At 39.1% G+C, this 24071-nt stretch carries 21 protein-coding genes; 15 read left to right on the forward strand and 6 right to left on the reverse strand.

The window, feature by feature from the left end; genetic code table 11:
• Positions 1-20 precede the first annotated feature (20 nt).
• Together QF028_RS02205 and QF028_RS02210 are read right to left on the reverse strand one after the other, a co-directional pair.
• Positions 21-815 (reverse strand): sugar phosphate isomerase/epimerase family protein, encoded by a 795-nt coding sequence (locus QF028_RS02205; RefSeq protein ID WP_429463867.1) that lies wholly within the window; start codon positions 813-815, stop codon positions 21-23.
• Complete coding sequence (locus QF028_RS02210) at positions 812-1900, reverse strand: Gfo/Idh/MocA family protein (RefSeq protein WP_429463869.1); 1089 nt, start codon at positions 1898-1900, stop codon at positions 812-814. Before QF028_RS02210 ends, QF028_RS02205 begins: the two co-directional genes overlap by 4 nt.
• Positions 1901-2032: 132 nt before the next feature.
• Here QF028_RS02210 and QF028_RS02215 point away from each other — a divergent pair, with 132 nt between their 5' ends.
• From QF028_RS02215 to QF028_RS02235, 5 genes are all read left to right on the forward strand, one after another.
• Positions 2033-2869: a helix-turn-helix domain-containing protein gene (locus tag QF028_RS02215; protein ID WP_429463871.1), complete on the forward strand. Its 837-nt coding sequence runs from the start codon at positions 2033-2035 to the stop codon at positions 2867-2869.
• 213 nt (positions 2870-3082) lie between these two features.
• Positions 3083-4852, forward strand: a complete 1770-nt coding sequence (locus tag QF028_RS02220; protein WP_429463873.1) for an ABC transporter ATP-binding protein — start codon at positions 3083-3085, stop codon at positions 4850-4852.
• Complete coding sequence (locus tag QF028_RS02225; protein WP_429463875.1) at positions 4839-6620, forward strand: ABC transporter ATP-binding protein; 1782 nt, start codon at positions 4839-4841, stop codon at positions 6618-6620. The genes QF028_RS02220 and QF028_RS02225 overlap by 14 nt, the downstream gene beginning before the upstream one ends.
• A 163-nt stretch (positions 6621-6783) precedes the next feature.
• A complete protein-coding gene (locus tag QF028_RS02230; protein WP_429463878.1) occupies positions 6784-7491 on the forward strand; it encodes a DsbA family protein in 708 nt (235 codons plus the stop codon).
• A 1-nt stretch (position 7492) separates the two neighbouring features.
• Positions 7493-7897 carry a disulfide oxidoreductase gene (locus tag QF028_RS02235; RefSeq protein WP_088089384.1) on the forward strand — a complete coding sequence of 135 codons (405 nt, stop codon included), beginning with the start codon at positions 7493-7495 and terminating at the stop codon, positions 7895-7897.
• A gap of 83 nt (positions 7898-7980) precedes the next feature.
• On the opposite strand, the gene QF028_RS02240 is transcribed toward QF028_RS02235, so the two are convergent.
• Positions 7981-8067 carry a YjcZ family sporulation protein gene (locus QF028_RS02240; RefSeq protein WP_168246269.1) on the reverse strand — a complete coding sequence of 29 codons (87 nt, stop codon included), beginning with the start codon at positions 8065-8067 and terminating at the stop codon, positions 7981-7983.
• A gap of 237 nt (positions 8068-8304) precedes the next feature.
• Between QF028_RS02240 and QF028_RS02245 the strand changes: the two genes are divergently transcribed.
• A complete protein-coding gene (locus tag QF028_RS02245; protein WP_429463881.1) occupies positions 8305-9288 on the forward strand; it encodes a 2-hydroxyacid dehydrogenase family protein in 984 nt (327 codons plus the stop codon).
• 47 nt (positions 9289-9335) lie between these two features.
• On the opposite strand, the gene QF028_RS02250 is transcribed toward QF028_RS02245, so the two are convergent.
• Together QF028_RS02250 and QF028_RS02255 are read right to left on the reverse strand one after the other, a co-directional pair.
• A complete protein-coding gene (locus QF028_RS02250; protein ID WP_429463883.1) occupies positions 9336-10601 on the reverse strand; it encodes an FAD-dependent oxidoreductase in 1266 nt (421 codons plus the stop codon).
• A 139-nt stretch (positions 10602-10740) separates the two neighbouring features.
• Entirely contained in the window at positions 10741-11187 is a 447-nt protein-coding gene (locus tag QF028_RS02255) for a Dps family protein (protein ID WP_429463885.1), read from the reverse strand.
• A 363-nt stretch (positions 11188-11550) separates the two neighbouring features.
• Here QF028_RS02255 and QF028_RS02260 point away from each other — a divergent pair, with 363 nt between their 5' ends.
• Entirely contained in the window at positions 11551-12153 is a 603-nt protein-coding gene (locus QF028_RS02260) for a cell wall hydrolase (protein WP_429463887.1), read from the forward strand.
• Positions 12154-12235: 82 nt separating this feature from the next.
• On the opposite strand, the gene speB is transcribed toward QF028_RS02260, so the two are convergent.
• Positions 12236-13207 (reverse strand): agmatinase, encoded by a 972-nt coding sequence (gene speB, locus QF028_RS02265; RefSeq protein WP_215002431.1) that lies wholly within the window; start codon positions 13205-13207, stop codon positions 12236-12238.
• Positions 13208-13555: 348 nt separating this feature from the next.
• Between speB and QF028_RS02270 the strand changes: the two genes are divergently transcribed.
• The 8 genes from QF028_RS02270 (at position 13556) to QF028_RS02305 (ending at position 24057) form a co-directional block, all read left to right on the forward strand.
• A complete protein-coding gene (locus QF028_RS02270; protein WP_429463890.1) occupies positions 13556-14896 on the forward strand; it encodes an APC family permease in 1341 nt (446 codons plus the stop codon).
• Positions 14897-15288: 392 nt separating this feature from the next.
• The gene (locus QF028_RS02275) at positions 15289-16650 is read left to right on the forward strand and encodes an APC family permease (RefSeq protein ID WP_429463892.1); all 1362 of its coding nucleotides are present in this window, start codon (positions 15289-15291) and stop codon (positions 16648-16650) included.
• A 208-nt stretch (positions 16651-16858) separates the two neighbouring features.
• A complete protein-coding gene (locus tag QF028_RS02280; RefSeq protein WP_429463894.1) occupies positions 16859-18145 on the forward strand; it encodes a Glu/Leu/Phe/Val family dehydrogenase in 1287 nt (428 codons plus the stop codon).
• A gap of 33 nt (positions 18146-18178) precedes the next feature.
• A complete protein-coding gene (locus tag QF028_RS02285; protein WP_215002423.1) occupies positions 18179-18469 on the forward strand; it encodes an SAV0927 family protein in 291 nt (96 codons plus the stop codon).
• A 22-nt stretch (positions 18470-18491) separates the two neighbouring features.
• Positions 18492-18740 carry a biotin/lipoyl-binding protein gene (locus QF028_RS02290; protein ID WP_215002421.1) on the forward strand — a complete coding sequence of 83 codons (249 nt, stop codon included), beginning with the start codon at positions 18492-18494 and terminating at the stop codon, positions 18738-18740.
• A gap of 116 nt (positions 18741-18856) precedes the next feature.
• Positions 18857-20980: a sigma 54-interacting transcriptional regulator gene (locus QF028_RS02295; RefSeq protein ID WP_429463898.1), complete on the forward strand. Its 2124-nt coding sequence runs from the start codon at positions 18857-18859 to the stop codon at positions 20978-20980.
• Positions 20981-21164: 184 nt separating this feature from the next.
• Positions 21165-22658: an aldehyde dehydrogenase family protein gene (locus tag QF028_RS02300; RefSeq protein WP_429463900.1), complete on the forward strand. Its 1494-nt coding sequence runs from the start codon at positions 21165-21167 to the stop codon at positions 22656-22658.
• A gap of 25 nt (positions 22659-22683) precedes the next feature.
• Positions 22684-24057, forward strand: coding sequence for a putrescine aminotransferase (locus QF028_RS02305; protein ID WP_429463903.1), 1374 nt, complete (start codon positions 22684-22686; stop codon positions 24055-24057).
• Positions 24058-24071: the final 14 nt, after the last annotated feature.

The raw sequence follows: 24071 nt of genomic DNA on the forward strand, positions 1-24071 counted from the left end.
AATGGATTCATGCCTTTAATTTAAGTAAGAAAACTCCGTAAATAGTTTATTGATCGTTGAACATCCTCACCCATCGTCCGACAAGGCTGAATACTTTCAGGATGCCATAGTTCGAGGGCCAGCCAGCCGTTATAGTGAATTGACGCGGCTGAAGCCATAAGGGCGGAGAAATTAATATCTCCTTCAAGCAGGTCTTCGGATGGCACGTTCCCCTGTTGGTTACGTAAATGAAAGGCGTGAATTCGATCAGGATAGGTATTAACCCACTCAATCGGATTGCACCCAGATACATGGGCCCAACTGGTATCAACGCAAAGTCCTACAGAATGATCTGCATATTGGATGACCGATCGCAGGTCTCCTAATGCATTGTGGTTGTCAGCGGCATGATTATGCAAGCAAACCTTTAACCCCATTGGGGCAACAAGTTCAGAAATACGAAATAAGTTTTCACCTTGCTGCTTAAACTGATCCTCCGACTTGGCAATGACATGTTTCCAATTGATTGGATCAGCATTTAACAGCAAATCAGAACCTTCAGCTGCGGCTAACCGTTCAGCAAATGGCAGCACAGATTGCTCCACTTCAAGATCGTTGAATGGAACATGTAAAGGGAGACCAATATAGGAGGCTGAGACGGCCAATCCATAGGAACGAGCTATTTTAAGTTTTTCTGTATCCGCATCGATCTCGACAGCATCTAGACCAGCTTCTGCGCAGGCCTGGAATAGTTCCTCCCATTCAGGTTTTTTGCCGTCCCTTTTCCAACGCTCAGCCCAGCCATACATGTTTGAGGAAAATCCTTGAATGTTCAAATAATTACTCCCTTCTGAACGAGGTCGATCGTTTGTTTTTCACTTATTTTTGCGGCAGTATATAGAGAGGTTATGCATTGAAAGTTATTTAGAACTTGTTGATTCACGTTAGCGTGTGAGTCTAGGCCTCTCACTTGCCGGTAAAAGTGAACAAGAGGGTTATCAAAAATGGTGAACTCACTCCGTGGACCAGTTTCAACCTGCTCTTCAACAATTTGTCCCTGCTTATCGTATCGACTAAAGACAGGCTGGCGTGAATCAAAGGGAGTCCATCTAACTGAGCCTAGTGTCCCTTCGATTTCCGCCCTTACGTACTCCTCACCATGAGCACATGAAGCACGTTCGTAATGAACATGGACCGGATGGTTATCGCAGATGTACGTCATGGATGCCCCAACATGTGTTTCAACATCAAATGGTGTATCGGTGGGGTCAATTTCTGTAATTGGTTTAGCCATCCAAGCAGAATTTACTTCTATTACATTCGGATTAAGTATGTCGTTCAACGTGGCAAAGTCGTAAGGCCCCCAATCCATTAGGACACCTCCGCCGCTTTGGGTTGAATCAAGGAACCAGCGGCTGGCAGGTTGATATTCAATCCCGGAACGACTTCGTTCCCATTTGTTTACAAAGGTAACATGATAAATGTCCCCGAGACGGCCAGAGCGAATGACTTCTTTAACTGCTTCCATGTGCGGCATACCTTTAAAACGGACGCTGCAACATCCTAATAACCGATCATGCTTTTCCGCGAGCTGAACTATCTCTTCGGCTTGTGACAAATTCATAGCAAGAGGTTTCTCGCATAGGACATGACGACCAGACTCGAGTGCCAACTTTGTTGGATCTAAATGTGCCAATGGGGGGGTACTGACGATTACGATATCATCCTCTTTTGCTGTTTCAAAATTGAGCATTTCTCCAATATCAGTAAAACCAATGGCATCAGGGAACTGATTACAAAAAGCAGCTAGTGCATTAGGATTCATATCGGCCACTCTCAATTTAATCGGTTCTAAAAGTTTACTAGCTGCTTCTGCATGTGTACGGCCGATAACGCCCGCACCAATTATATATAGTCTCAAAATTCTCACCTCTGTTATCAATAATAGTTAAACTCTACCACATTCAAAAAATTAGATTCTCCTCAAAATAAGATTAAAACTCATCATTTTGTACAATGAAAAATTTGATAAAATAGATTAGGGGGTGAAAAAATGTACGTAGAACATTTACATTTGCAGCGATCGTTTGCATTTTGCCGAGTCTGGGGCTCAGATGAAGAGCATGATTTGCATGTTCATGATTGTTTAGAAATTGGAATTGTGCTTAAAAACGAGCTGGAATATAGGTTCAATGATCATACCTACCTCGGCCGGCCAGGAGATGTGTTCCTCTGCCGTCCTTTTGAGCCGCATTGGAGTTTTTCTAAGCCTGATAAACCGTTTGAATGTATTCTAGTTCTGTTCACACCCTCTGCTGTACATAAAATTCCAGATGGAAACCAGTTGCTTAAGCCCTTCTATACTGCGCAAGGTTTACAGCCTTTAATACCTGCTCACACGATTTACGCAAAAGCAATAAGAAAGGCTGCGACTTTAGCGATGGAAGCTCAGGAGCAAATGACAGATACTTGGACGACTCATCAATTCATGTATTTTATTGATATTTTGTTACAGGTGAATCAGTTTGTTAAAGAAACCTCTTCTACGAATAACCTTAAGTTACCACCTTCTGAAATAGTTGAAGCCGTGGGATACATGCTTGATCATTACCACGAGCCTTTAGATATCGAAAAACTGTCGTGGAAGGTAGGACTGGGGAGAACGATGTTTTTTAAAGAGTTCCGTATGTTGACAGGACTGACTCCTAATGAGTTTCTCAACCGATTGCGGATACAAAGTGCAAGTGATTTACTTCGTTCTACGAATAAAAGTATGATCGATCTCGCCTTTGCAAGCGGATTTCAGTCATTAAGTGCCTTCAATAAGCAATTTAAAAGGTATACGGGGCTATCTCCACGTGAGTATCGAAAAAAGAATGGAAATATGTAAATGAAAATAACAACTATGTCTAGAGTAGTTTTAAAAATGGAGTATCTTTTTTAGATATTCCATTTTTAATTTTAAAGAATATTACACGATAATTTGGATTGAAACTTCTACACCTACAATCGGCCTATTATTCTTTTGTCCATACATATAAGAGAAGTAACGATAATAATATGTATTTATGTTTAATGCAGATTGGGAAGGAGGAAGTATATCATGCGAAGCATACGTTGGTTGTGGGGGTATATAAGGAGCTTTAGGATTAGATTATTTAGCGGCCTTTTTCTAGCCTTACTGGTTTCTGTATTAAATATGCTGAATCCATATTTTGCAGGAAAAATCGTCGATAAGGTTATCTATGGTCATCAAGATGGTTTGTTATGGCCCGTTTTGGGGGCCATGATTGGGATAACTGTGATCAAAACGGTTATACGATATAATTATCAACTAATCTTCGAACGGGTTTCACAAAGTGTTATATTCAAAATTAGAGATCAGTTGTATGATCGGCTTCACCAATTAGATTTTAGTTTTTTCGATCGTACAAAAACAGGAGATATTATGGCTCGAATGACCGGGGATTTGGAAGCTGTTAGGCATTTTACCTCCTGGGTTATTTATATGATCTTTGAAAATCTTACCATTTTAATTTTTGCTATTGGGTTTATGTTCTATATCCATCCCCCGTTAGCTTTAGCTATGCTTGTGGTGACACCACTTATTGGTTATTTTGCTGCTCGTTTATCCTTTACTGTCAAACCCACTTTTTCTGCAATCAGAGGACAATTTGCAAGGTTAAATTCAGTCGTGCAGGAAAACATTAGCGGAAATCGAGTGGTAAAGGCTTTTGCAAAGGAAGACTACGAAATTGAGAAGTTTTCAGGAGAAAATGAGGCATTCAAGGAAAAGAATCTTGCCTCCGCAAGAGTTTGGGAAAAGTATTTACCGGTGCTCGATTCATTAGCAGGAGTATTAACAGTTGTGATGATTTTAGTTGGAGGCAGTATGGTAATTAATCGTTCTCTTTCATTGGGTGAATTAGTCACGTTTAATTCCTTAATTTGGGCATTAAATAATCCGATGCGTATGGCTGGATGGTTAATCAATGATGTTCAAAGGTTTATTGCTTCAGCTGAAAAAGTAGAAGATTTGTTAAATACAAGACCTGAGATAACCAATGAAGTAAAAAGCTTCAATGTGAAACACTTCAAGGGGGTAGTGGATTTCAATAATGTTTCCTTTAGCTATGGTGACGAACCTGTTTTGAGGGATATCTGCTTTAAAGTCCTGCCGGGACAAACGGTGGGCATTATCGGACCAACTGGTGCAGGTAAATCAACATTAGTAAATCTTCTCAGCAGATTTTATGATGTGACCAGCGGGGGGATAAGGCTGGATGGACTCAATGTAAAGGATTGGGATATTCATAAATTGAGAGATAGTATGGCCATGGTTATGCAGGATATATTTCTTTTTTCGGATACCATTGAAGGGAATATTGCGTATGGGAATCCTGAGGCCTCCTTTGAAGTAGTTCAATCTGCGGCCAAAATGGCAGAGGCCCACGATTTTATTTCCAAATTGCCAGATGGTTACGATACCATTATTGGCGAACGAGGAGTAGGTCTTTCAGGAGGTCAACGTCAAAGGATTGCTCTAGCACGGGCGATTCTAAAAAATCCATCCATTCTTATCCTAGACGATACAACATCAGCTGTTGATATGGAAATGGAGCTAAGAATCCAACGAACATTAAAGTCGATGTTAAAGGAGAAAACCTGTTTTATTATTGCCCATCGGATTTCTTCTGTAAAAGAGGCAGATTTAATTCTGGTCCTGGAAAATGGCACGATTATTGAAAGAGGAAAGCATAAAGAACTGCTTGCAAAAAAAGGATATTACTATAAAGTGTTTAGAAACCAAAATGGGAATTTTGATGGTCAGCACGATGGTGAGGATGTGATCTATCTCAATGGCGCGCAATAAATTTGATGTCGATGAAGAGTTGGAATCACCATTCAGTTTTATTCATCTTAAGCGGATGTTGGTTTATTTAAAACCCTACAGAAAAAAAATACTTTTTACTGTTTTTATCATGTTAATTGCCAGTGGTGCAAATTTAATCGGGCCCTATTTGATTAAAAAAGCTATTGATGAGGAAATTCCTAGCAAAGATGTTGGAGGTTTATGGGTACTTGCCGGAATTTACTTAATCGCCCTCGTTATTACCGGGATTTGTATGAAATATAAGATTAGAATGATGTCTCAGATTGGCCAGAGTGTCATTCTCCAGATTAGAAAAGACTTGTTTACACATTTACAAAGGCTATCATTCTCATTTTATGACAGCAGGCCGCATGGGAAGATTTTAGTGAGAGTGGTTAACTATGTAAACTCCTTAAGTGATTTATTATCGAATGGCTTAATTAACTTGATTACGGACCTTTTCAGCCTTTTCGTTATTATAGGTTTTATGTTAGCCATTGACGTAAAGTTAACTCTTATGGCAATGCTTGGTTTCCCAATTCTTGCTGCGGTCATCCTGCTTATTAAAAATGCCCAGCGGAAAGCATGGCAAAATTTAAGTAACAAGCAATCCAATATGAATGCATATATTCATGAAAGTATCAACGGCATCAAAGTGACCCAAGCATTTACGAGGGAAGAAGAAAATAAACGCATTTTTAGTGAAGTATCTGAAAGCTATCGAAGCTCGTGGATGAAGGCTGTACGAATTCAATTCTTGCTTTGGCCTTCGATTGAAAATATATCAGTCCTCACGACGTCTTTAATATATGTTGTCGGTATATCTCTTATTGGTGATGGTGTAACAGTTGGGGCTTTAGTTGCTTTTGTTGGGTATATAGGGATGTTTTGGGCACCAATTGCGAATATCGGGAATTTTTACAATGCAATCATTAATGCGACCGCATATTTGGAAAGAATTTTTGAAATGATGGATGAACAACCGACAGTAAAAAATTGTCCCAATGCTGGAGAACTTCCTTTAATCAAAGGAAAAGTGGAGTTTCAAGATGTTATTTTTGGATATGATGAAGGGGGAAACATCCTTAATAACATTAATTTCAGCGTAAATCCTGGTGAAACCATTGCTCTTGTCGGTGCAACAGGATCGGGGAAGACAACGATCGTCAGTTTGCTTAGCCGTTTTTATGATGTGAGCAGAGGGCGAATTGAAATAGACGGTGTTGATATTAACACAGTTACCATCCCATCCCTTAGGAAGCAAATGGGTGTCATGCTTCAAGACCCGTTTATTTTTTCTGGTACGATTATGGATAATATCCGTTATGGACGGCTTGATGCTACGGACGAAGAAGTGATTGAAGCGGCGAAAGCGGTGCAGGCTCATCCGTTTATTAGCGGGTTGTCAGATGGATATCAAACAGAGGTCAACGAAAGGGGTACAAGACTTTCGACTGGGCAGAGACAGCTGATCTCCTTTGCCCGTGCACTTTTAGCCAATCCGAAAATACTAATCCTCGATGAGGCTACCTCATCGATTGACACGGAAACCGAGCTTGCATTACAAAAGGGACTTGAGACTTTACTGTCGGGCAGAACATCCTTTATTATTGCTCATCGTCTTTCTACTATTCAAAATGCAACCCGTATTCTTGTTATTGATAAAGGTAGAATCATAGAGGATGGATCCCATAAAGAATTAATGAGTCGCAAGAGTTACTATTGGAAACTGCATCAATCACAGCATAAATCTTTAGAAGTGGGATAAATAGTCAGATATAGAGAACTGTACTTAAGATAGTGCAGTTCTCTTTTTTACTTATTACATAAAAGAAAATCCTTTTATTTGCATTATTCAATAGGATAAGTGATATTTATACTATCTAGAATTAAAAGTTCTATTCTTACCTTAATATATAAAGGGGATTATCATGGCAAAAAACAAAAACAATAAGAAAAATCAAGCAAAATCATCATCAACTACATTCACCTTTTGGGTCGTCGGATTGGTAGCGGTTTTCATTTTGGCTTTCATTTTCTTGGGCAACCATTCAAAACAACAAGATGAAACAAAAGGAACTGAAATAGATTATAGCAATCAGCCATTCCTTGGAGAGAAATCTGCACCCGTCTCGATTATTGAATTTGGCGATTATAAATGCCCTAATTGTAAAAATTTTGACAAGAATGTGGTACCAATCATCCAACAGGAATTGGTTGATACCGGCAAGGCAAAATTTTATTTCATGAATGATTCGTTCATCAATGTGGACTCTACCCGTTCAGCTAAGTTTGCTGAATCAGTTTTTCAAGAGCTGGGTAATGAAACGTTTTGGAAATTCCATGACCTATTATTCGAAAAGCAGCCGGAAGATACCAAATATGAAAAAGTGGATCTTTTTACTGAAGGCTTCCTAGTTGATACATTGAAGGAAGTAGCTAGCGATCGTGACGTCGATAAGGTTGTGAAAAACTTCCAGGACAAGAAGTCTGATAAGGCTTGGGATAAGGATATGGATTACGCTGAAAAACTAGGTGTTACTGGAACCCCAACTATTTTTGTTAATGGAGAAAAGTTCGAGGGACAAACCATTGATGACTTAAAAGAAATGGTAGCGAAAGCCGCAAAAGGTGAATAGTATGAATAAATCCTTACTTCTCTCTTGGATTGCTGCCATCATAGCTACACTTGGCAGTTTATATTTTAGTGAGGTTATGCATTTTATTCCTTGTACACTTTGCTGGTACCAAAGGATCTTTATGTACCCGCTGGCAATCATCTTAGGGGTTGCCGTCTACCGGAATGATAAAGGAATATTTAGATATGCGCTGCCATTGTCAATTATCGGGATGCTGATCGCAGGATACCATACGTTATTACAAAAAATCCCCTATTTACAACAGTTTGAAATGTGTACAAGCGGAGTGCCTTGCTCAAAGGATTATATTAACTGGCTTGGCTTTATTACCATTCCGTTATTAGCATTGATTGCTTTTACGATTATTACTGTAAGCTTAATTATTTTAGCTCGCAGCAAAAAGTAGATCCTTACTTCCATAAAAAAGAGCGGTGAAACCAATGGTTTCCCGCTCTTTTCTGCTTTAGAGCCTCTAAAGTGTCTACTTAATTAGTACATAAAAGATGCTCCAACAATGATCAATAAAATAAACAACACAACAATTAACGCGAAGTTGTTACTTCCGCCATGTCCCATAGAAATCACCTCCCTCAGTTGTTTAATAACAATGTATGCATGAAGCATTGCAAGTGAAATGGACAAACGTTGACTACTAGAAAAAATGATGGGTTAATTTAATATCGCATAGCTTGTTTGCAGAATTTTAATAAATAAATAAATAATTTTATAGGACTTTTTATTGTAGTATAATAATATACAGTTATTTGGATTATTGGAAAAGGCAGTCATTTTACTCAGGAGTGGTGATAGGCAATGGCAAAAATTTTAGTAGCAGGTGAGATTCCCCAAAAGGGGTTAGAACTATTATCGAAGGATCACTTGGTTGAAGTATTTACAGGAGAGAAATTGATTACTGAAGCAGAATTAAAAGAGCGCATCAAAGATAAGGATGCCCTTCTAAGTTTATTATCTACCTCTGTAACGAAGGAAGTAATTGACCAAGCACCCCATTTAAAAATCATTGCGAACTATGGAGCCGGATATAATAATATTGATTTTGATTATGCAGCTTCCAAAGGAATACCAACCACCAATACACCAATAGCATCGACAGCTGCTACCGCTGACCTAACGTTTTCCCTTTTATTAGCATCAGCAAGAAGAGTGGTTGAAGGAGATGAAGTATGCCGTACTGTTGGATTCAATGGATGGGCTCCTCTTTATTTTCGCGGTCGTGAAGTATCTGGAAAAACAATCGGGATTGTCGGATTTGGTCAAATTGGCCAAGCTGTTGCGAAAAGAGCCGCCGCTTTTGATATGAAGGTTCTATATACGAGTCCAAGTCGAAAAAGTACTCAAGTTGAGAATGCACTAAACGCGACATATGTATCTTTTGAAGATTTAGTTGCTGAATCTGATTTCATTACCATAAATTGTTCCTATAATCCAACCATGAAACACATGTTTAGCACAAGTCAATTTGAAATGATGAAATCAACAGCTTATTTAATTAACTGTGCACGAGGACCAATCGTTGATGAAGCCGCACTTATAAAAGCGTTAGAAGAGAAACAGATTGAAGGAGCAGGGATTGACGTATTTGAATTTGAACCTGAAATTAGTGAGGGATTGAAAAATCTGAAGAACGTTGTATTAACTCCACACATTGGTAATGCTACCTTTGAAGCACGAGATGCCATGGCGAATATGGCAGCGGGAAACATTGTTAAGGTATTAAACGGCGAAGCGCCTTCTTATGTTATCAATGGAGTTGTTAAAGAGACAATTCTAGTCTAATAATATCGGGAAAAAAAGACGGCAGCCGCCGTCTTTTTCCTGAAAGATTAACTATATTGGGGACGAAGTTTGGTGCGTTTATTGACGTGCTGCTCAGCACTTAAAGCCGCAATCGCCCCATCAGCTGCTGAAATAACTGCTTGTTTAATTGGTGTTCTTCTAGCGTCACCGCCCGCAAAGACGCCGTCAATATTGGTGCGAAGGTACTCATCTACGATCACATAGCCTTCTTCATCGCGCATAACTGCACCTTTTAAGAAGTCCGTTCCTGGCATCATCCCGCCGAGGTATAAGAAAATTCCATCGACATCCCATACCTGTTCCTCCTTTTTATCAGTAAGGACGACAATTTTCTCAACACTATCAGTCCCAATAATTTCTCTTACACGGTGACGTTTATAAATTTCAACTTTTGAGTTATTTTCTAATTGAGAAAGATCCACGTCCCCTTTTAGTTCAGTTGGAATTAACAATTTCACTGTTTTACAATACTTGGCCAATGTTTCGGCCTCGTGGATCGCTTCATCATTATCTCCAACAACCGCGACAACTCGGTCTTGATAAAAGGCGGCATCGCAGGTTGAACAATAGCTTACACCCCGTCCAGTAAATTCCTCTTCGCCTTTAATCTTGCCAGAAGGAGCTTTTGCACCAACGCCAATGAAGACACTTTTAGCTTTGATGGTACCTTCAGCTAATTCAATTTTTTTGATTTCATCCGAAAAATCAACCGATAGAACGGTGGAACGGATGAAGTCTGCGCCAAAATCCTTTGCTTGTGCTTGCATTCTTGTTAACAGTTCAAGCCCTGTAACTTCTTCGCGCACACCAGGGTAGTTCGCAATTTTATGAGTAATTGCTAGGGTGCCTGCTTTTGGAGCTTTATCAATGACAAGTGTTTTTAATTTCCCACGTGCAGCATAAACAGCAGCAGAAGCACCTGCGGGTCCGCCGCCGATGGTGACAAAATCATGAACGTCTTCAAGAATTTTTTCATTAACTGGTTGGAAAATAGTATCTGCACTTTCTTCACTGGTTTCTGGTTTTGAATTGCTCACGGCGGGAGCAAAGTCTTCGGATAATCCAAGCAGCTTATTGAATTTTTTCTCTTGAAAGCCAAGGACCAGCTTTCCATTAATGAGTGTTGCAGGAGTTCCATAAATTTTACGTTCCTTTAATTGATCAAAATATTCCTTATGTATGGAAGCATTTCGCTCTTCATATGCAAAGCCTTGATATTTTAGGAATGTTTTTACTTTTTCACAATAGGGGCAGCCGGTGCTGCTATAAACGATAATTTCAGGTGTTGACATTTAGGAAACCTCCAATTTGTAAGTATCTTTAATTTAATAATAGTGTAATTACTAAATAAAAGTCAATAGTTTTTAATAATTATTATAAATAACAAAACAGTCCAACAAATTGTTGGACTGTTTGCTTCTCATATGAAAATTAAATGGATCTTCCTAAGAATGCAGTTAGCATCCATACATGCTTCTCAAGCTCCGAATGAATCGCAAGCAGCATGTCTCCTGTTGTTTCATCGTTCCTCTCATCAGCAAAGCTCATGCCTTCTTTAAGTTCGCCAATGATAATAGAGAAGTCATTGATGACTGATTCAACCATTTCATCAGCGGTTTCATTACCTGTTGCTTCCTTAATAGATGAAATTTCTAAGTACTCTTTCATCGTAGCTGCCGGTTTTCCACCGATTGCTAGCAATCGTTCGGCTAATTCATCAACATGCAGGCCAGCTTCATTATAAAACTCTTCAAATTTGACATGTAATGTGAAAAATTGTCCACCTTTTACATACCAATGATAGTTATGTAACTTCGTATACATGACAGACCAGTTTGCAATTTGTTTGTTAAGTATGCTGACTAACTGATTTTCCATATAAAATAGCCTCCTTTTATTAACCTCTCTTATATTATTACCAAAGTTAGGTGTGAAATCCTGTATGAATTCAAGGGATATAATGTCAATTTGGTGAATAACCGTTGTTAAAGGACGTTATGCCCTTTTATGAATGTTACATGCCTGAAACAGATTGTAATAATAAATCCTATCATATCCATCAAGTCCATTTAGTGGAAAGTGTTAAGAAATAGAAGATTATTCCATTTGGTAGAGAAATACCTTCATGGTGGGCGCTGTCTTAGCCAAAAATACCTTACCACTTTTTGGTTAATGAATTGGAATGTTACACCTGTTAGCCTTAATAGTAGAGAAGCGCACACAAAAATTGGAGGTATTAATATGAATAAACTTAAAAAGCTAATAATTGCTACCGGCCTAATCTTATCAATGTCAGCCTTTACGTTAAATGGAACAACAGAAGCGGCAACAAGCACGCATAAAGTACAATCGGGTGAAACCTATTGGAAAATTGCAGCGAAGTACGGTGTACCTGTTAATAGTCTATTAAAAGCAAACAATAAAACTGGCAGTCTTTTATATGCAGGAACAAATCTAGTAATCCCGAACTCTGCTATTACAGCAGCAGAAAAAGACTTGATTGCTAGACTAGTCCGTGCTGAGGCAGTAGGTGAGCCGTATGCTGGTAAAGTAGCAGTAGCAACGGTTATTCTTAACCGTGTAGCCAGCCCTGATTTCCCAAACACTGTTAATGGAGTAGTATATCAGAAGTCTAATGGCTATTATGCATTCACGCCTGTCAAAAATGGTACGATTAACCAAGCGGCTGATGCTGCTTCGAAAAGAGCTGTAAATGAAGCACTTGCTTTCAGAGGGCAAGGCAAAGGATCATTATTCTTCTATAATCCAAAAACAGCTGTTAGTAAGTGGATCTTTTCACGTGAAGTAACGGTAACGATTGGTAACCACCGTTTCGCGAAGTAATTATTAAAACTAGCTTTCCCAAAAAATAATTGTTTACACAAAAGCAGTGGATTCCTAAAATGGAACCCACTGCTTTTTGCTTTTACAAGGAATTATTGTTGGTCGAACTAGGAATTAATGAATCTTTATTAATTTTAAGTGCTACGAGGCTGGCAAATTCATGAATGATGGTAGCAGCAAGTAAGGAAGTAATTTGAGTTGGATCATAGGGAGGCAACACCTCTACTAAGTCAAAACCGATAAAATTAAAATCAGTTAACGAGCGGATAATTTGCAATGTTTCAAAGCTATTTAAACCACCGACTTCTAGTGTACCCGTTCCAGGAGCACATGATGGATCAACAAAATCGATATCAAAGCTAAGGAAACAAGGGGTGTCACCAATTTTTTCTTTTATTTCAGCTATTACATTTCCTATGCCCCGTTCCTTTAGCTCAGGGGTTGTAATAACATGATATCCCAGATCTGTGCTTGCATCGATATCTCCTGGATGATTTAGGGTTCCTCGAATTCCTACCTGAAAAACTTTATCTGGAATGAGGAGATTCTCTTCATATGCACGGATGAATGGGGAACCATGCCAATATTTTTCTTCATAATACGTATCCCATGTATCTGTATGGGAATCAAAATGGATTAAGGCTACAGGACCATGTATTTTTGCAGCAGCACGAAGATTGGCTAATGTAACGGAATGATCCCCTCCAAGCCCAATTGGGATTATCCCCTTTTCCATTAGGTCCATCATTGCCTTTTCAATTATCTCATAGCTTCGATGGATATTATGGGGAATGACGGAAACATCACCAATATCAATCGCATTGCAAGCATCAAAAGGATAGACCTTGTGAATCGGATGATAAGGAAATAAGGTCATTGAAGCTTGACGGATGGCTTGAGGTGCGAACCGAGCCCCAACACGGAATGAGGCTGCTGTATCAAACGGCACACCAACGATTGCCAATTTCACATTTTCTCTTTGTGAAGGTAATCGCATAAAGGTCCCGGTGGTACAAAATTCTGGTTTGACATCTGGTGATAATGGATATTGCATCTAAAATTCCCCCACATATTTATTTATATAATTAGTTTTGCAAGTTTTGTGCCAATAAAGAATAAAGCGGATCGTCTTAATGTATGTGACAAATTCTACTTAATTTGGAATAATGTATGCGCAAATGAATAATTTTGGAGATTTAAAAAAATTATAAATTTAACTTCAAATACCTTCCTTTAAGGATTGCATAAGTAATAAGGTGAAATTTTACAAGAATATAGCTTGGCACAAAAATTGCGAGATTACATTCTGAATTTCCAAAATCTAAGGAGGAGTAATAATCTATAGAAATCAAAGGGATTATCCGGTAATAAAAGCGTTTTAATTAAAGAGGAGGTATGATATGTGGAAAATGGCGTAAAGCTGAAAAGATCGTTAAAGCTGTGGCAGGTCGTTATCATGGGACTAGCTTATATGACACCTATGGTGGTTTTTGACACATTTGGAATTGTTTCTGGTATAACGAAAGGTCATGTACCAACAGCATATATTATTGCATTGATTGGGATGTTATTCACTGCAGCGAGTTATGGGAAGCTTGTAAAGGTTTTCCCTCAAGCAGGCTCAGCCTATACTTATACCCAAAAAGCAATAAACAAGCATCTAGGTTTTCTAGTTGGCTGGTCTTCTCTACTTGATTATTTGTTTTTGCCGATGGTTAACGCTTTATTAACAAAACTGTACCTGAATGCTTTGTTTCCAGCAGTTCCAGATTTTATTTGGGTATTAGTGTTTGTTGGAATTGTTACCTTCCTAAACCTACGTAGCGTAAATATCCTAGCAAATTTCAATACATTATTTGTTTTAATTCAAATTCTCATCATGATTGTCTTTATAATACTAGTTGTTAAAGGATTAAACGCAGGTGAGGGAACAGGTACTGTTTTTAGTTTACAACCGTTCTTTGTTGAAGGTATGAACATGCCGGTTCTCATTACTGGTGCAACGATTCTCTGCTTTTCGTTCCTTGGTTTTGATGCTGTTACGACGCTAGCTGAAGAAACGCCTAATCCGGAAAAGACAATTCCAAAAGCGATTATGCTTACAGCTTTATGGGGCGGGGTTATTTTTATTACCACATCGTTTTTTATTCAATCCTTTTTTCCAGACATATCTAGGTTCAAAGAACCTGACGCTGCACTTCCAGAAATTGCACTATATGTTGGTGGAAAGCTGTTTCAATCGATTTTCTTGTGTACAACCTTTGTCAATACACTAGCTTCCGGACTTGCTTCACATGCTAGTGTTTCACGACTCTTGTATGTTATGGGGCGTGACAAGGTATTCCCAGAAAAATGGTTTGGATACGTTCATCCAAAATGGCGAACACCTGCGTTTAATGTGTTATTTGTTGGAGTAATCTCCTTGTCGGCCTGGTTCTTTGACCTAGTTACAGCAACTTCTTTAATTAATTTCGGTGCTTTAATGGCCTTTACGTTTGTTAATCTTTCTGTAATTAATCACTATGCCGTTCGTCAAAAAATGCACAGGACACCTAAAGGTTTTTTTGATTACGTTATAATGCCTTTAATTGGTGCGGGGGCGGTTGGGATACTTTGGATTAATCTTGAGGTTAGTTCCTTGATTATGGGAGTTATTTGGTTTGCTGTTGGATTTACTTACTTAATTTTCCTAACGAAAGCATTCAGAATAGCACCACCGCAATTTAAAGCTGAGGAAGCATAATCGAATTATTTTTTAAGGAAGCAGTGGATTCTACGAGAAGAATCCACTGCTTTTTTTTGTCGATTGCGTCAATTTTATGCAAACCTGAGTAGGTTATGCATTTTTTCATAAAAATAATAGTTTCATTTGATAGATTGCAAATTTGATTAAAAGTCGTAATGCCAATTTTTTGGTCCTGAAAAGTAAAAGTATATTTTAATAAGGAAGAAATTTAATTGGCACGAAAATTGCAATTATTTAAAATAATAAGATTTTAGTACAATGGAAGGAGGAGCTGATCTACGATTAGTAAGTTGTTTTTTTTAAGATTAATTATTTCATCAATGCTAGAACAAAATGTAAATGCTTATAATTAATTTTTAATAAACAAATATCCGGATATAAAAGGAGAGATGGTTAAATTGGAGAATACGACTCTTAAACGCTCACTTGGGCTATGGGCGATCGTTATGCTTGGATTGGGTTATATGACACCAACCATAGTATTTGATACCTTTGGGATTGTCTCTGAAGAAACAAATGGTGTGGTCCCATTAGCATATCTAGCAGCATTGGTTGTTATGGTATTTACCGCTATAAGTTATGGAAAAATGGTACGGGTTTTTCCAAGTGCTGGATCTGCCTATACGTATACTCGAGAGACCATGAGTCCTCATCTCGGATTCATAGTCGGCTGGGCAGCGTTGCTTGATTATATATTGCTTCCGATGGTAAATGCATTGATTATTCGTATTTATATGGTATCTGTATTTCCGGAGGTGCCAGCCTGGATTTGGGTTGTCGCTTATGTTGCGATCGTCACTGCGATTAATGCTTGGAGTATGGGGAAAACCTCTAATTTAAATGCCCTGCTCGTTATTTTTGAAGTGGTCTTAATTGCAGCATTTATTGTCCTTGCCCTTGTCCAGCTTTCCAAAGGAATGGGACAAGGCACGATTTTAACAACAACACCGCTTTTTCATTCAGATATCCACCTCGGAGCAATTTTGACAGGGGCAACAGTGGTTTGTTTCTCCTTTATCGGATTTGATGCCGTAACTATGTATGCAGAGGAAGCAATTGACCAAAAAACGATGCCGAGAGCGATTATGTTGACGGTCTTTATTGGCGGTGCCATCTTTTTCGTCTGTAGCTATTTCGCCCAAGCCTTATTTCCAGATGTTTCAGGTTTCAAAGTAACTGATGATACATTACCTGAAATCGGATTGTTTGTGGGTGGAACACTTTTTAAACTGATATTCCTCTCAGGTGCTTTTGCAGCAACAGTAGCTTCAGGACTAGCCTCACATGCAAGTGTTTCAAGACTTTTGTACGTAATGGGACGAAATGGGGTCCTGCCTAAAAAAACGTTCGGTTATGTCCATCCAAAATTCCGGACTCCGGTTTTTAATGTCATCTTAGTCGGGGTTGTTTCACTGCTTGCAATTGCCCCAAGTCTTGAGTTGATTTCCTCCTTTATTAACTTTGGTGCGTTAATTGCTTTTACTTTCGTCAACTTATCAGTCATTGCTCATTTCGTTTTTCGCCAGAAGAGATATAAAACAGCTAAAGATATTTTCTCCTATTTAATTATGCCGATCATTGGAGCTGGATTAACGGGAATTTTGTGGGCAAACTTACAATTTGATGCACTCATTGGCGGGATTGTTTGGATCGGAATTGGTGTGATTTATATGCTTTTCCAAACAAGATTCTTTAAAATCAAAATTGCTGATTTAAATATTGATGACGCTGAAAAGACCTCTTCCCTTTAACAAAGAAAGTTACCTGAGCCAGGCTAATCGCCTGGCTTTTTTATTTTATTAGGATGATGGTTTGAAAGGTATGCAGCAATGAATAATTCAATCATTTTTACATAGTGTTCAGCTCCTCTTTACTAGATCACTGTATTGAAAACGCTATTTATTAGTTGGCACGAAACTTGCTTTAACCTTAAGTAACAATAAAAAATGAGGTGTTAGAATGGCAGTCAAATCTCTAGACACGAAGAATACGAAAGGAAGAGAACAGGATAATTCCCTTCTTGAGTTTCAAGAAACGTTAAAAGAAGCTGTGAACATCCTGAACTACCCACCCCAAGTATTCGAATTTCTAAAGAAGCCGATGAGATTTTTAGAAGTTAGTATTCCTGTTCGAATGGACAACGGACAAACAGAAATATTTCAGGGGTACCGGGCTCAGCATAATGATGCGTCAGGTCCAACCAAAGGAGGAATCCGGTTTCATCCAGACGTCACGGCAGATGAGGTAAAAGCATTGGCCGGCTGGATGAGCTTAAAGTGCGGGATTACCGACCTTCCCTATGGTGGTGCAAAGGGCGGGATCATCTGCGATCCTCGTAAAATGAGTTTAGATGAATTGGAAAAGTTGAGCCGGGGTTACGTTAGAGCGGTTAGCCAGCTGGTCGGTCCAACAAAGGATATTCCAGCGCCTGATATGTATACGAACTCGCAAATTATGGCGTGGATGCTCGATGAATATGACCATATCCGTGAATTCGACTCCCCCGGTTTTATCACGGGAAAGCCAATTGCACTTGGGGGATCGAAGGGCAGGGAAACAGCGACATCAAAAGGTGTTTTATATACGCTGCAAATGGTATGTGAATTAAGGAAATTGCAATTAAAAGATACCCGTGTCATCATTCAAGGGTTTGGGAATGTCGGTAGTTTCCTTGCCCAGTATTTATATGAGATTGGCGCAAAAGTAATTGGGATTGGAGATATGCTCGGCGGTTTATATGATGAAAAGGGGCTAGATATACCATATCTCTTGGAAAATAGAGATTCATTTGGCATTGTGTCAAATCGCTTTAATAGTTCAATTTCAAACCAGGATTTATTAGAAAAGGAATGTGATATCCTCATTCCAGCAGCAATCTCCGGAGTAATCAATAAATATAATGCAAGTAAACTTAACTGTAATATTATCATTGAAGCCGCCAATGGACCAACCACAAAAGATGCGCTTAAAATACTAGATGAACGGGAGATCTTGGTTGTCCCTGATATACTTGCCAATTCCGGCGGTGTCATTGTCTCTTATTTTGAATGGTGTCAAAACAATCAAGGCTATTACTGGACGGAGGAAACCGTAGATGAGCGGCTCAAGGAAAAAATGACAGCCAGCTTTTTAAAGGTTTATCATACCTCTAAACGGTATGGTGTAAATATGAAAATTGCTGCTTATATTGAAGGAAGTCAAAAGCTTGCAGAGGCTTCAAGGCTTAGAGGATGGTTGAAATATTAAAAAATCAATTGAAATAAGAGGAGGCCATTTTGTATGAAGCTAGATATATTATCTGAACAAAAAGAACAGCAGCTGTTACACTACTTTTGTTTAATTTCAAATAACCACCGTTATGATTTGACGATTGGTTATTCAGAGCAGTTTTTTGGGAAAGCGATGGTCACTTCGATTCAGTCTGGGAAAATGGTGTTACTTTGCCAAGAGGACACCTATTCAGACGATCATTGGGCAGAAAGACTGGGAATCCAAGCAGAGGATATCCCTGAATTTCAAGAATTCTTCAGTTTAGTATTACAGACACGGCCTTTTCAAGAGCAGTATTAAACCATAAGGGAGAGGGATGTTCATGTATTATGGTGTAGTTCTTAGCCCTTGTTATGGAAAGGTGGCAAGGATTTCGATTAAGGGCGAGTCAAGAATTTATGAGTGGGAAACCTTATTTATGATCAAAACAGAATCAGGCAAATTAGAAACGGTTCAGACTAGTTTGAGCGGCGAAGTTGAATCGCTTGAAGTGCAGGAAGGTGATAAAGTTATTCCAGGGATGGTCCTCGCTTATATTAAAGAAGATTTATTTGTTAATGGTAATGATTAATTGCTAGGAAAAGAAGATGGTACGCACATCTTCTTTTTTTTTGCCATATTTAATTTAAAATATTGCAAATAAAGTGATAGTATTAGATTGATAAGGTGTTAAGGGGGAAGTAAAAGATGTTTTCCGTTGCCAAAGAAAAAGTGAAACCAATTATTTCAGTAGACGTGGATGAAAGTGAAGAAGTTTTTCGATCTACCTTAAATAACCTTAAAGAACCCTTTTTGTTTTTAATAAAACAAAATCACTTATTTGCTTATGTACTGCTTGAAAACCATAAAAAAGAGCATGCTTCGATTGCATCTCTACTTGAACAAGCGAAATCGCTAGAAAGCATCTGCCATCTTAGCGAACAAATTTCCTTGCCTGCTTTGTTCCAAATAATTGGTGAACCCTTTGCGATCATTAGAGGTGAGGATGGTATTCCAGCAGGCTATATTCGCAGAGAGGACGTTCTAGCAGAGCTTTTTAAGCAGGAAAATAAAAGTGTCGACTTACTTAAAATTATTCTAACTTCGATTCCGATGGGGATTTTTGTATTGGATAAGGAAAAACGAATTATTAATTATAATGAAGCCGGATTAAAAATGATTCGTTCAACAGCTGATAAGGTTATGAATCTTCCTGCAGGAGACATTTTTAGCCGCACCCATCTTGAACAGGTATTTACAACCGGTAAGACGCTTCTTAATCATCTGGTCATCAAAAATGAAATCGGGATTCTTGTCGATTATAGCCCCATCTTAAACTATGAGAATGAAGTCGATGGCATCATCATTGTTGCCCAGGATTTGCCTATGGTCGAAGAAATGGCCATGGAAATTGAATATATTAAGGATTTAAATAAGGACCTCCATGCGATTTTGTCTAGTATATATGATGAAATCCTCGTGGTGAATGACAAAGGGGAACTAATTAGGTTCAGTGAAAACATCATTCAAGATTTCTGGAAAGTAGATTTAAAAGAACTGATTGGTAAGAATATTCTCGAACTTGAGGACCAAGGGCTGTTTACACCTTCGGTCACAAGACTTGTTTTAGAAAAAGGAAAAAAAGTCTCTGTTGTTCAAGAAACAAAAGCTGGAAGAAAAATTCTTGCCGTCGGAAATCCGGTCTTTAATGAAAAAAATGAACTCGACCGGATTATCATTGCATCACGCGATATTACCGAAACTACACGATTAAAAAATGAACTGCAAGAAATTAAAAAGATATCAGAACAATATAAGAAGGAATTGGACGATTTTAAAAGTAAGGACCGCTTTTTGAAAAAGCTTATTTACTGTAGTCCGAAAATGGAGAAGATTATCAATCAAGCCAAGAAAATTGCTGACTTTTCTTCGACAGTCCTTCTTAACGGGGAATCTGGAGTTGGAAAAGAAGTAATTGCTCAGGCGATCCATCAATTAGGCAGACGCTCGACAAAGCCATTTCTTAAATTAAACTGCGGGGCGATCCCAGAAAATTTACTTGAAAGTGAACTATTCGGTTATGCGAAAGGGTCATTTACCGGAGCGGATAAGAATGGGAAAGAAGGATACTTTAAACAGGCTGATGGCGGTATTTTGTTTCTGGACGAAATCGGTGAGATGGCAATCCATCTACAGGTAAAATTGTTACGTGTACTGCAGGAGCAGGAAGTAATTCCTATTGGAACTACAACACCAATAAAGGTGGATGTGCAGATTATCGCTGCCACCAATAAAAAATTAGAGAAAATGGTTGAAGAGGGTACCTTCCGCGAGGATTTGTTTTATCGCTTGAATGTCATTCCGATCCACATTCCGCCATTAAGAGAACGGACGGAGGATATTTCGCTGCTCGCCTTTCATTTCCTTCAGCAATTGAATGAGAAATATGAGCGGAATTATCATCTAACCCCTGATGCAATTAATGTTCTAGAGTTTTATCCATGGCCGGGTAACGTCAGGGAACTTCAAAACATTATTGAAAGATTAGTAGTCACTGCCGAACACCCTACGATTGATGCTGAATTCGTCAGCCAATTTTTATCCATCGGCTTGGAACATAAAATGATGAAGCCAGTAATTACAAGGGTCATTCCATTGCAAGAGGCTATTGATCATGTTGAGGAGCAGTTAATTGTGATGGCAATGAATCAATATAAAACGACCACAAAAGCCGCCAAAGCCTTAGGCATCAGCCAGTCATCTGTAAGCAGAAAGTATCAAAAAATATTAACAGAAAAAAATATTAAAATCGAAAACTTATCTACCTTTTAATGCAAAGCTGTTTTAGATCTCGATGATCTGAAGCAGCTTTTTTCTATTCAATTATTCATAGGGTTATGCAAAATTGAATAGTATATACTCGGATGTTTTGAAAGATAACTATTTTGATAGGTTTTATTCTTTGGCACGGTTCTTGCAATATTAGTTATTGAGGGTGAATAAAGGAGGAATTTAAATGGTCGAGATAAAAAACCGAGTTGTTAACCTGAAGATGTTTATTGATGGTGAGTGGAAAGATGCCGAAAATCAAGAAACACGTCCAGTAATTAATCCTGCAACTGGTGAGGTTATTTCATATGCACCTGAAGGAACGATCACTGATGCTCGTACTGCAATTTATGCAGCACGAAGAGCGTTCGAAGAAGGTGTTTGGTCCGGGATTTCCGTTCAAGAAAGAGCCTCTTATTTATTAAAAATTGCTGACAAAATTGATGAATATGCCGATGAATTAACCCAGTTGGAAACGATGGATAACGGGAAACCATTGAGAGAAGCAGGCTTTGATGTCGGTGACGCAGCTGCTTGCTTCCGTTATTATGCCGGCCTGATTACAAAGCCTGATGGACAGACCTATCATGTCGCCGATCCTATGCAGGCTATGGTTGTCCGCGAGCCGGTGGGGGTTTGTGGCTTAATTGTTCCGTGGAACTATCCGCTGTTAATGAGTGTTTGGAAAATTGCCCCTGCCTTAGCCGCGGGAAATACAATTGTCTTTAAACCGTCTGAAGTGACACCAGTGACCCCGAAAAAGCTATTTGAAATTTTTGAAGAAGTTGGTTTGCCAAAAGGGGTGGCTAATATGGTAATGGGCGCTGGAGCGGTTGTTGGAAATGAAATCGCTTCCCATCCTGAGGTCGATATGATTTCGTTTACCGGTGGTACGAAAACAGGCAAGCACATTATGAAAACAGCAGCTGAGACGATGAAAAAAGTTTCATTAGAATTAGGCGGTAAATCGCCCAATATCATTTTTGCCGATGCTGATTTTGAAACGGCAGTCGATTATGCCTTATTTGGGATCTTCGCAGGGTCCGGTCAAGTCTGTTCAGCTGGTTCAAGGATCCTTGTCGAGGAAAGCATCTATGATCAATTCGTCCAGCGGTTTGTCGAACGAGCTAAGCAAATTCAAGTAGGACCAGGAAATGCATCTGGAACAGAGATGGGTCCGCTTGTCAGTCAGGAACACTTAGAAAAAGTTCTTTCATATATTGAAATAGGAAAACAAGAAGGTGCGACAGTTGCTTGCGGAGGAAAGCGGATGGTTAGCAACGGGTTAGATAAAGGTTATTTTGTTGAACCCACCGTTTTTGTCGATGTGGTCCAAGAAATGAGAATTGTCCAAGAGGAAATCTTCGGTCCTGTTGTTGTGATTCAGAAATTCAAGGACGAAACGGAAGCTATAAAACTTGCAAATGGTACGGTATATGGGTTAGCCGGTGGTGTGTTTACCAATAATGGTGCAAAGGGCTTGCGGGTCATTAAAAAGCTGCGTGCAGGGATTACTTGGGTAAATTCCTACCATCCTACTTATAACGAAGCACCATGGGGAGGCTATAAGCAAAGTGGGATTGGGCGCAGCCTTGGAACGTTTGGGCTTGAAGAATTTCAAGAAATAAAACAGATTAATATCAATTTACAGGTTGAGCCGGTTGGCTGGTTTTCAAACTAATTTACTACTAGGAGGAATATAAATTATGAGTATCGATTTAGAACGAGAATTAAAAAGTGAGCAAAATAAAAATGTAAGTGAATATATTAATAAGGTTCTAAGTTTAATAGAAAAAGAGGAAATTAACGAAGCGGAAGCAGCTTGGATTACGAAAGAAACCGTTGACGGCTTCCGTGAGAACGTCAACCCAGGCTTCCTAGAATACCGCAAAACAGTTACTGAAGGCGGCCAATTTGCTGCAGTGGAATGGTCTGATAATGGATCATGCTTTAAGGATGTTAATGGTAAGGAATACATTGATTGTCTTGGCGGCTTTGGCATCTATAATGTTGGTCATCGCAACCCTAAGGTGGTTAAGGCGGTAACGGACCAATTAAAACGTCAGGCGCTTCATAGTCAGGATTTGCTGGATCCGCTTCGTGCGATGTTAGCAAAAATCTTAGCCGATATCACTCCAGGCAATTTAAAGTATGCCTTTTTTACCAACAGCGGGACAGAAAGTGTGGAAGCAGCCTTAAAGCTCGCGAAAATGTACAGCGAGCGGACAACATTTATTTCTACTACTCGTGCATTTCACGGGAAAAGTTTAGGCTCGTTGTCAGGAACGGCTAAAGGGATGTTCCGTAAACCATTCTTACCGTTAATACCAGGCTTCCGTCATGTGCCGTTTGGCGATATAGACATGATGAGAAAAACGTTTGAAGTCTGTGCTTCCGTTGGAGAAGATGTGGCTGCAGTTCTTTTAGAGCCGATTCAAGGTGAAGGAGGAATTATCCTTCCACCGGAAAATTATTTAAAACAAGTTCGTGAGCTCTGTGATCAATATGGCTCCTTACTCATATTTGATGAAGTGCAAACAGGAATGGGCCGAACTGGAAAAATGTTTGCTGCTGAATTGTATAAGGTTGTTCCAGATATTATCTGTCTAGCAAAAGCCTTTGGCGGCGGAGTGATGCCAGCAGGTGCTGTTGTAGCTACAGAAAATGTATTCAGGAGCTGGTTTGATAATCCATTTATGCATACAACTACCTTCGGGGGCAATCCGTTAGCATGTGCGGCTGCGATTGCGACGATTGGGGTGTTAATTGAAGAAAAGTTACCAGAAAGAGCAGCGGAAGTGGGGGCCTATTTCCTTGCAGAACTGAAAAAGGCAGCAGAGGGCCATCAAGATAAGGTTCAGGAAATCCGAGGTCAGGGCTTAATGATTGGAATTGAATTCCATCAAGATGAAATCGGCTACGAAGTTTCAAAAGGAATGTTTGACAGAGGGGTCCTAGTAGCAGGGACTTTGATTAATTCAAAAACCATTCGTATCGAGCCAGCTTTGACCATTAGTTATGATGAGGTAAATAAAGTGGTTAGCACCTTTAAAGATGTATTAGAACATTTAGATGCCTAACGATATTTTTAAAA

This window comes from Neobacillus sp. B4I6 (genome assembly GCF_050434045.1).
Classification (GTDB): domain Bacteria; phylum Bacillota; class Bacilli; order Bacillales; family Cytobacillaceae; genus Neobacillus.

Coding starts and splice junctions, on each gene's coding strand:
- QF028_RS02235 (WP_088089384.1), top strand. CDS start 7,493: ATGAATAAATCCTTACTTCTCTCTTGGATTGCTGCCATCATAGCTACA.
- speB (WP_215002431.1), bottom strand. CDS start 13,207: ATGCAATATCCATTATCACCAGATGTCAAACCAGAATTTTGTACCACC.
- QF028_RS02255 (WP_429463885.1), bottom strand. CDS start 11,187: ATGGAAAATCAGTTAGTCAGCATACTTAACAAACAAATTGCAAACTGG.
- QF028_RS02240 (WP_168246269.1), bottom strand. CDS start 8,067: ATGGGACATGGCGGAAGTAACAACTTCGCGTTAATTGTTGTGTTGTTT.
- QF028_RS02260 (WP_429463887.1), top strand. CDS start 11,551: ATGAATAAACTTAAAAAGCTAATAATTGCTACCGGCCTAATCTTATCA.
- QF028_RS02250 (WP_429463883.1), bottom strand. CDS start 10,601: ATGTCAACACCTGAAATTATCGTTTATAGCAGCACCGGCTGCCCCTAT.
- QF028_RS02230 (WP_429463878.1), top strand. CDS start 6,784: ATGGCAAAAAACAAAAACAATAAGAAAAATCAAGCAAAATCATCATCA.
- QF028_RS02305 (WP_429463903.1), top strand. CDS start 22,684: ATGAGTATCGATTTAGAACGAGAATTAAAAAGTGAGCAAAATAAAAAT.
- QF028_RS02245 (WP_429463881.1), top strand. CDS start 8,305: ATGGCAAAAATTTTAGTAGCAGGTGAGATTCCCCAAAAGGGGTTAGAA.
- QF028_RS02295 (WP_429463898.1), top strand. CDS start 18,857: ATGTTTTCCGTTGCCAAAGAAAAAGTGAAACCAATTATTTCAGTAGAC.
- QF028_RS02290 (WP_215002421.1), top strand. CDS start 18,492: ATGTATTATGGTGTAGTTCTTAGCCCTTGTTATGGAAAGGTGGCAAGG.
- QF028_RS02220 (WP_429463873.1), top strand. CDS start 3,083: ATGCGAAGCATACGTTGGTTGTGGGGGTATATAAGGAGCTTTAGGATT.
- QF028_RS02215 (WP_429463871.1), top strand. CDS start 2,033: ATGTACGTAGAACATTTACATTTGCAGCGATCGTTTGCATTTTGCCGA.
- QF028_RS02225 (WP_429463875.1), top strand. CDS start 4,839: ATGGCGCGCAATAAATTTGATGTCGATGAAGAGTTGGAATCACCATTC.
- QF028_RS02285 (WP_215002423.1), top strand. CDS start 18,179: ATGAAGCTAGATATATTATCTGAACAAAAAGAACAGCAGCTGTTACAC.
- QF028_RS02280 (WP_429463894.1), top strand. CDS start 16,859: ATGGCAGTCAAATCTCTAGACACGAAGAATACGAAAGGAAGAGAACAG.
- QF028_RS02275 (WP_429463892.1), top strand. CDS start 15,289: ATGGTTAAATTGGAGAATACGACTCTTAAACGCTCACTTGGGCTATGG.
- QF028_RS02300 (WP_429463900.1), top strand. CDS start 21,165: ATGGTCGAGATAAAAAACCGAGTTGTTAACCTGAAGATGTTTATTGAT.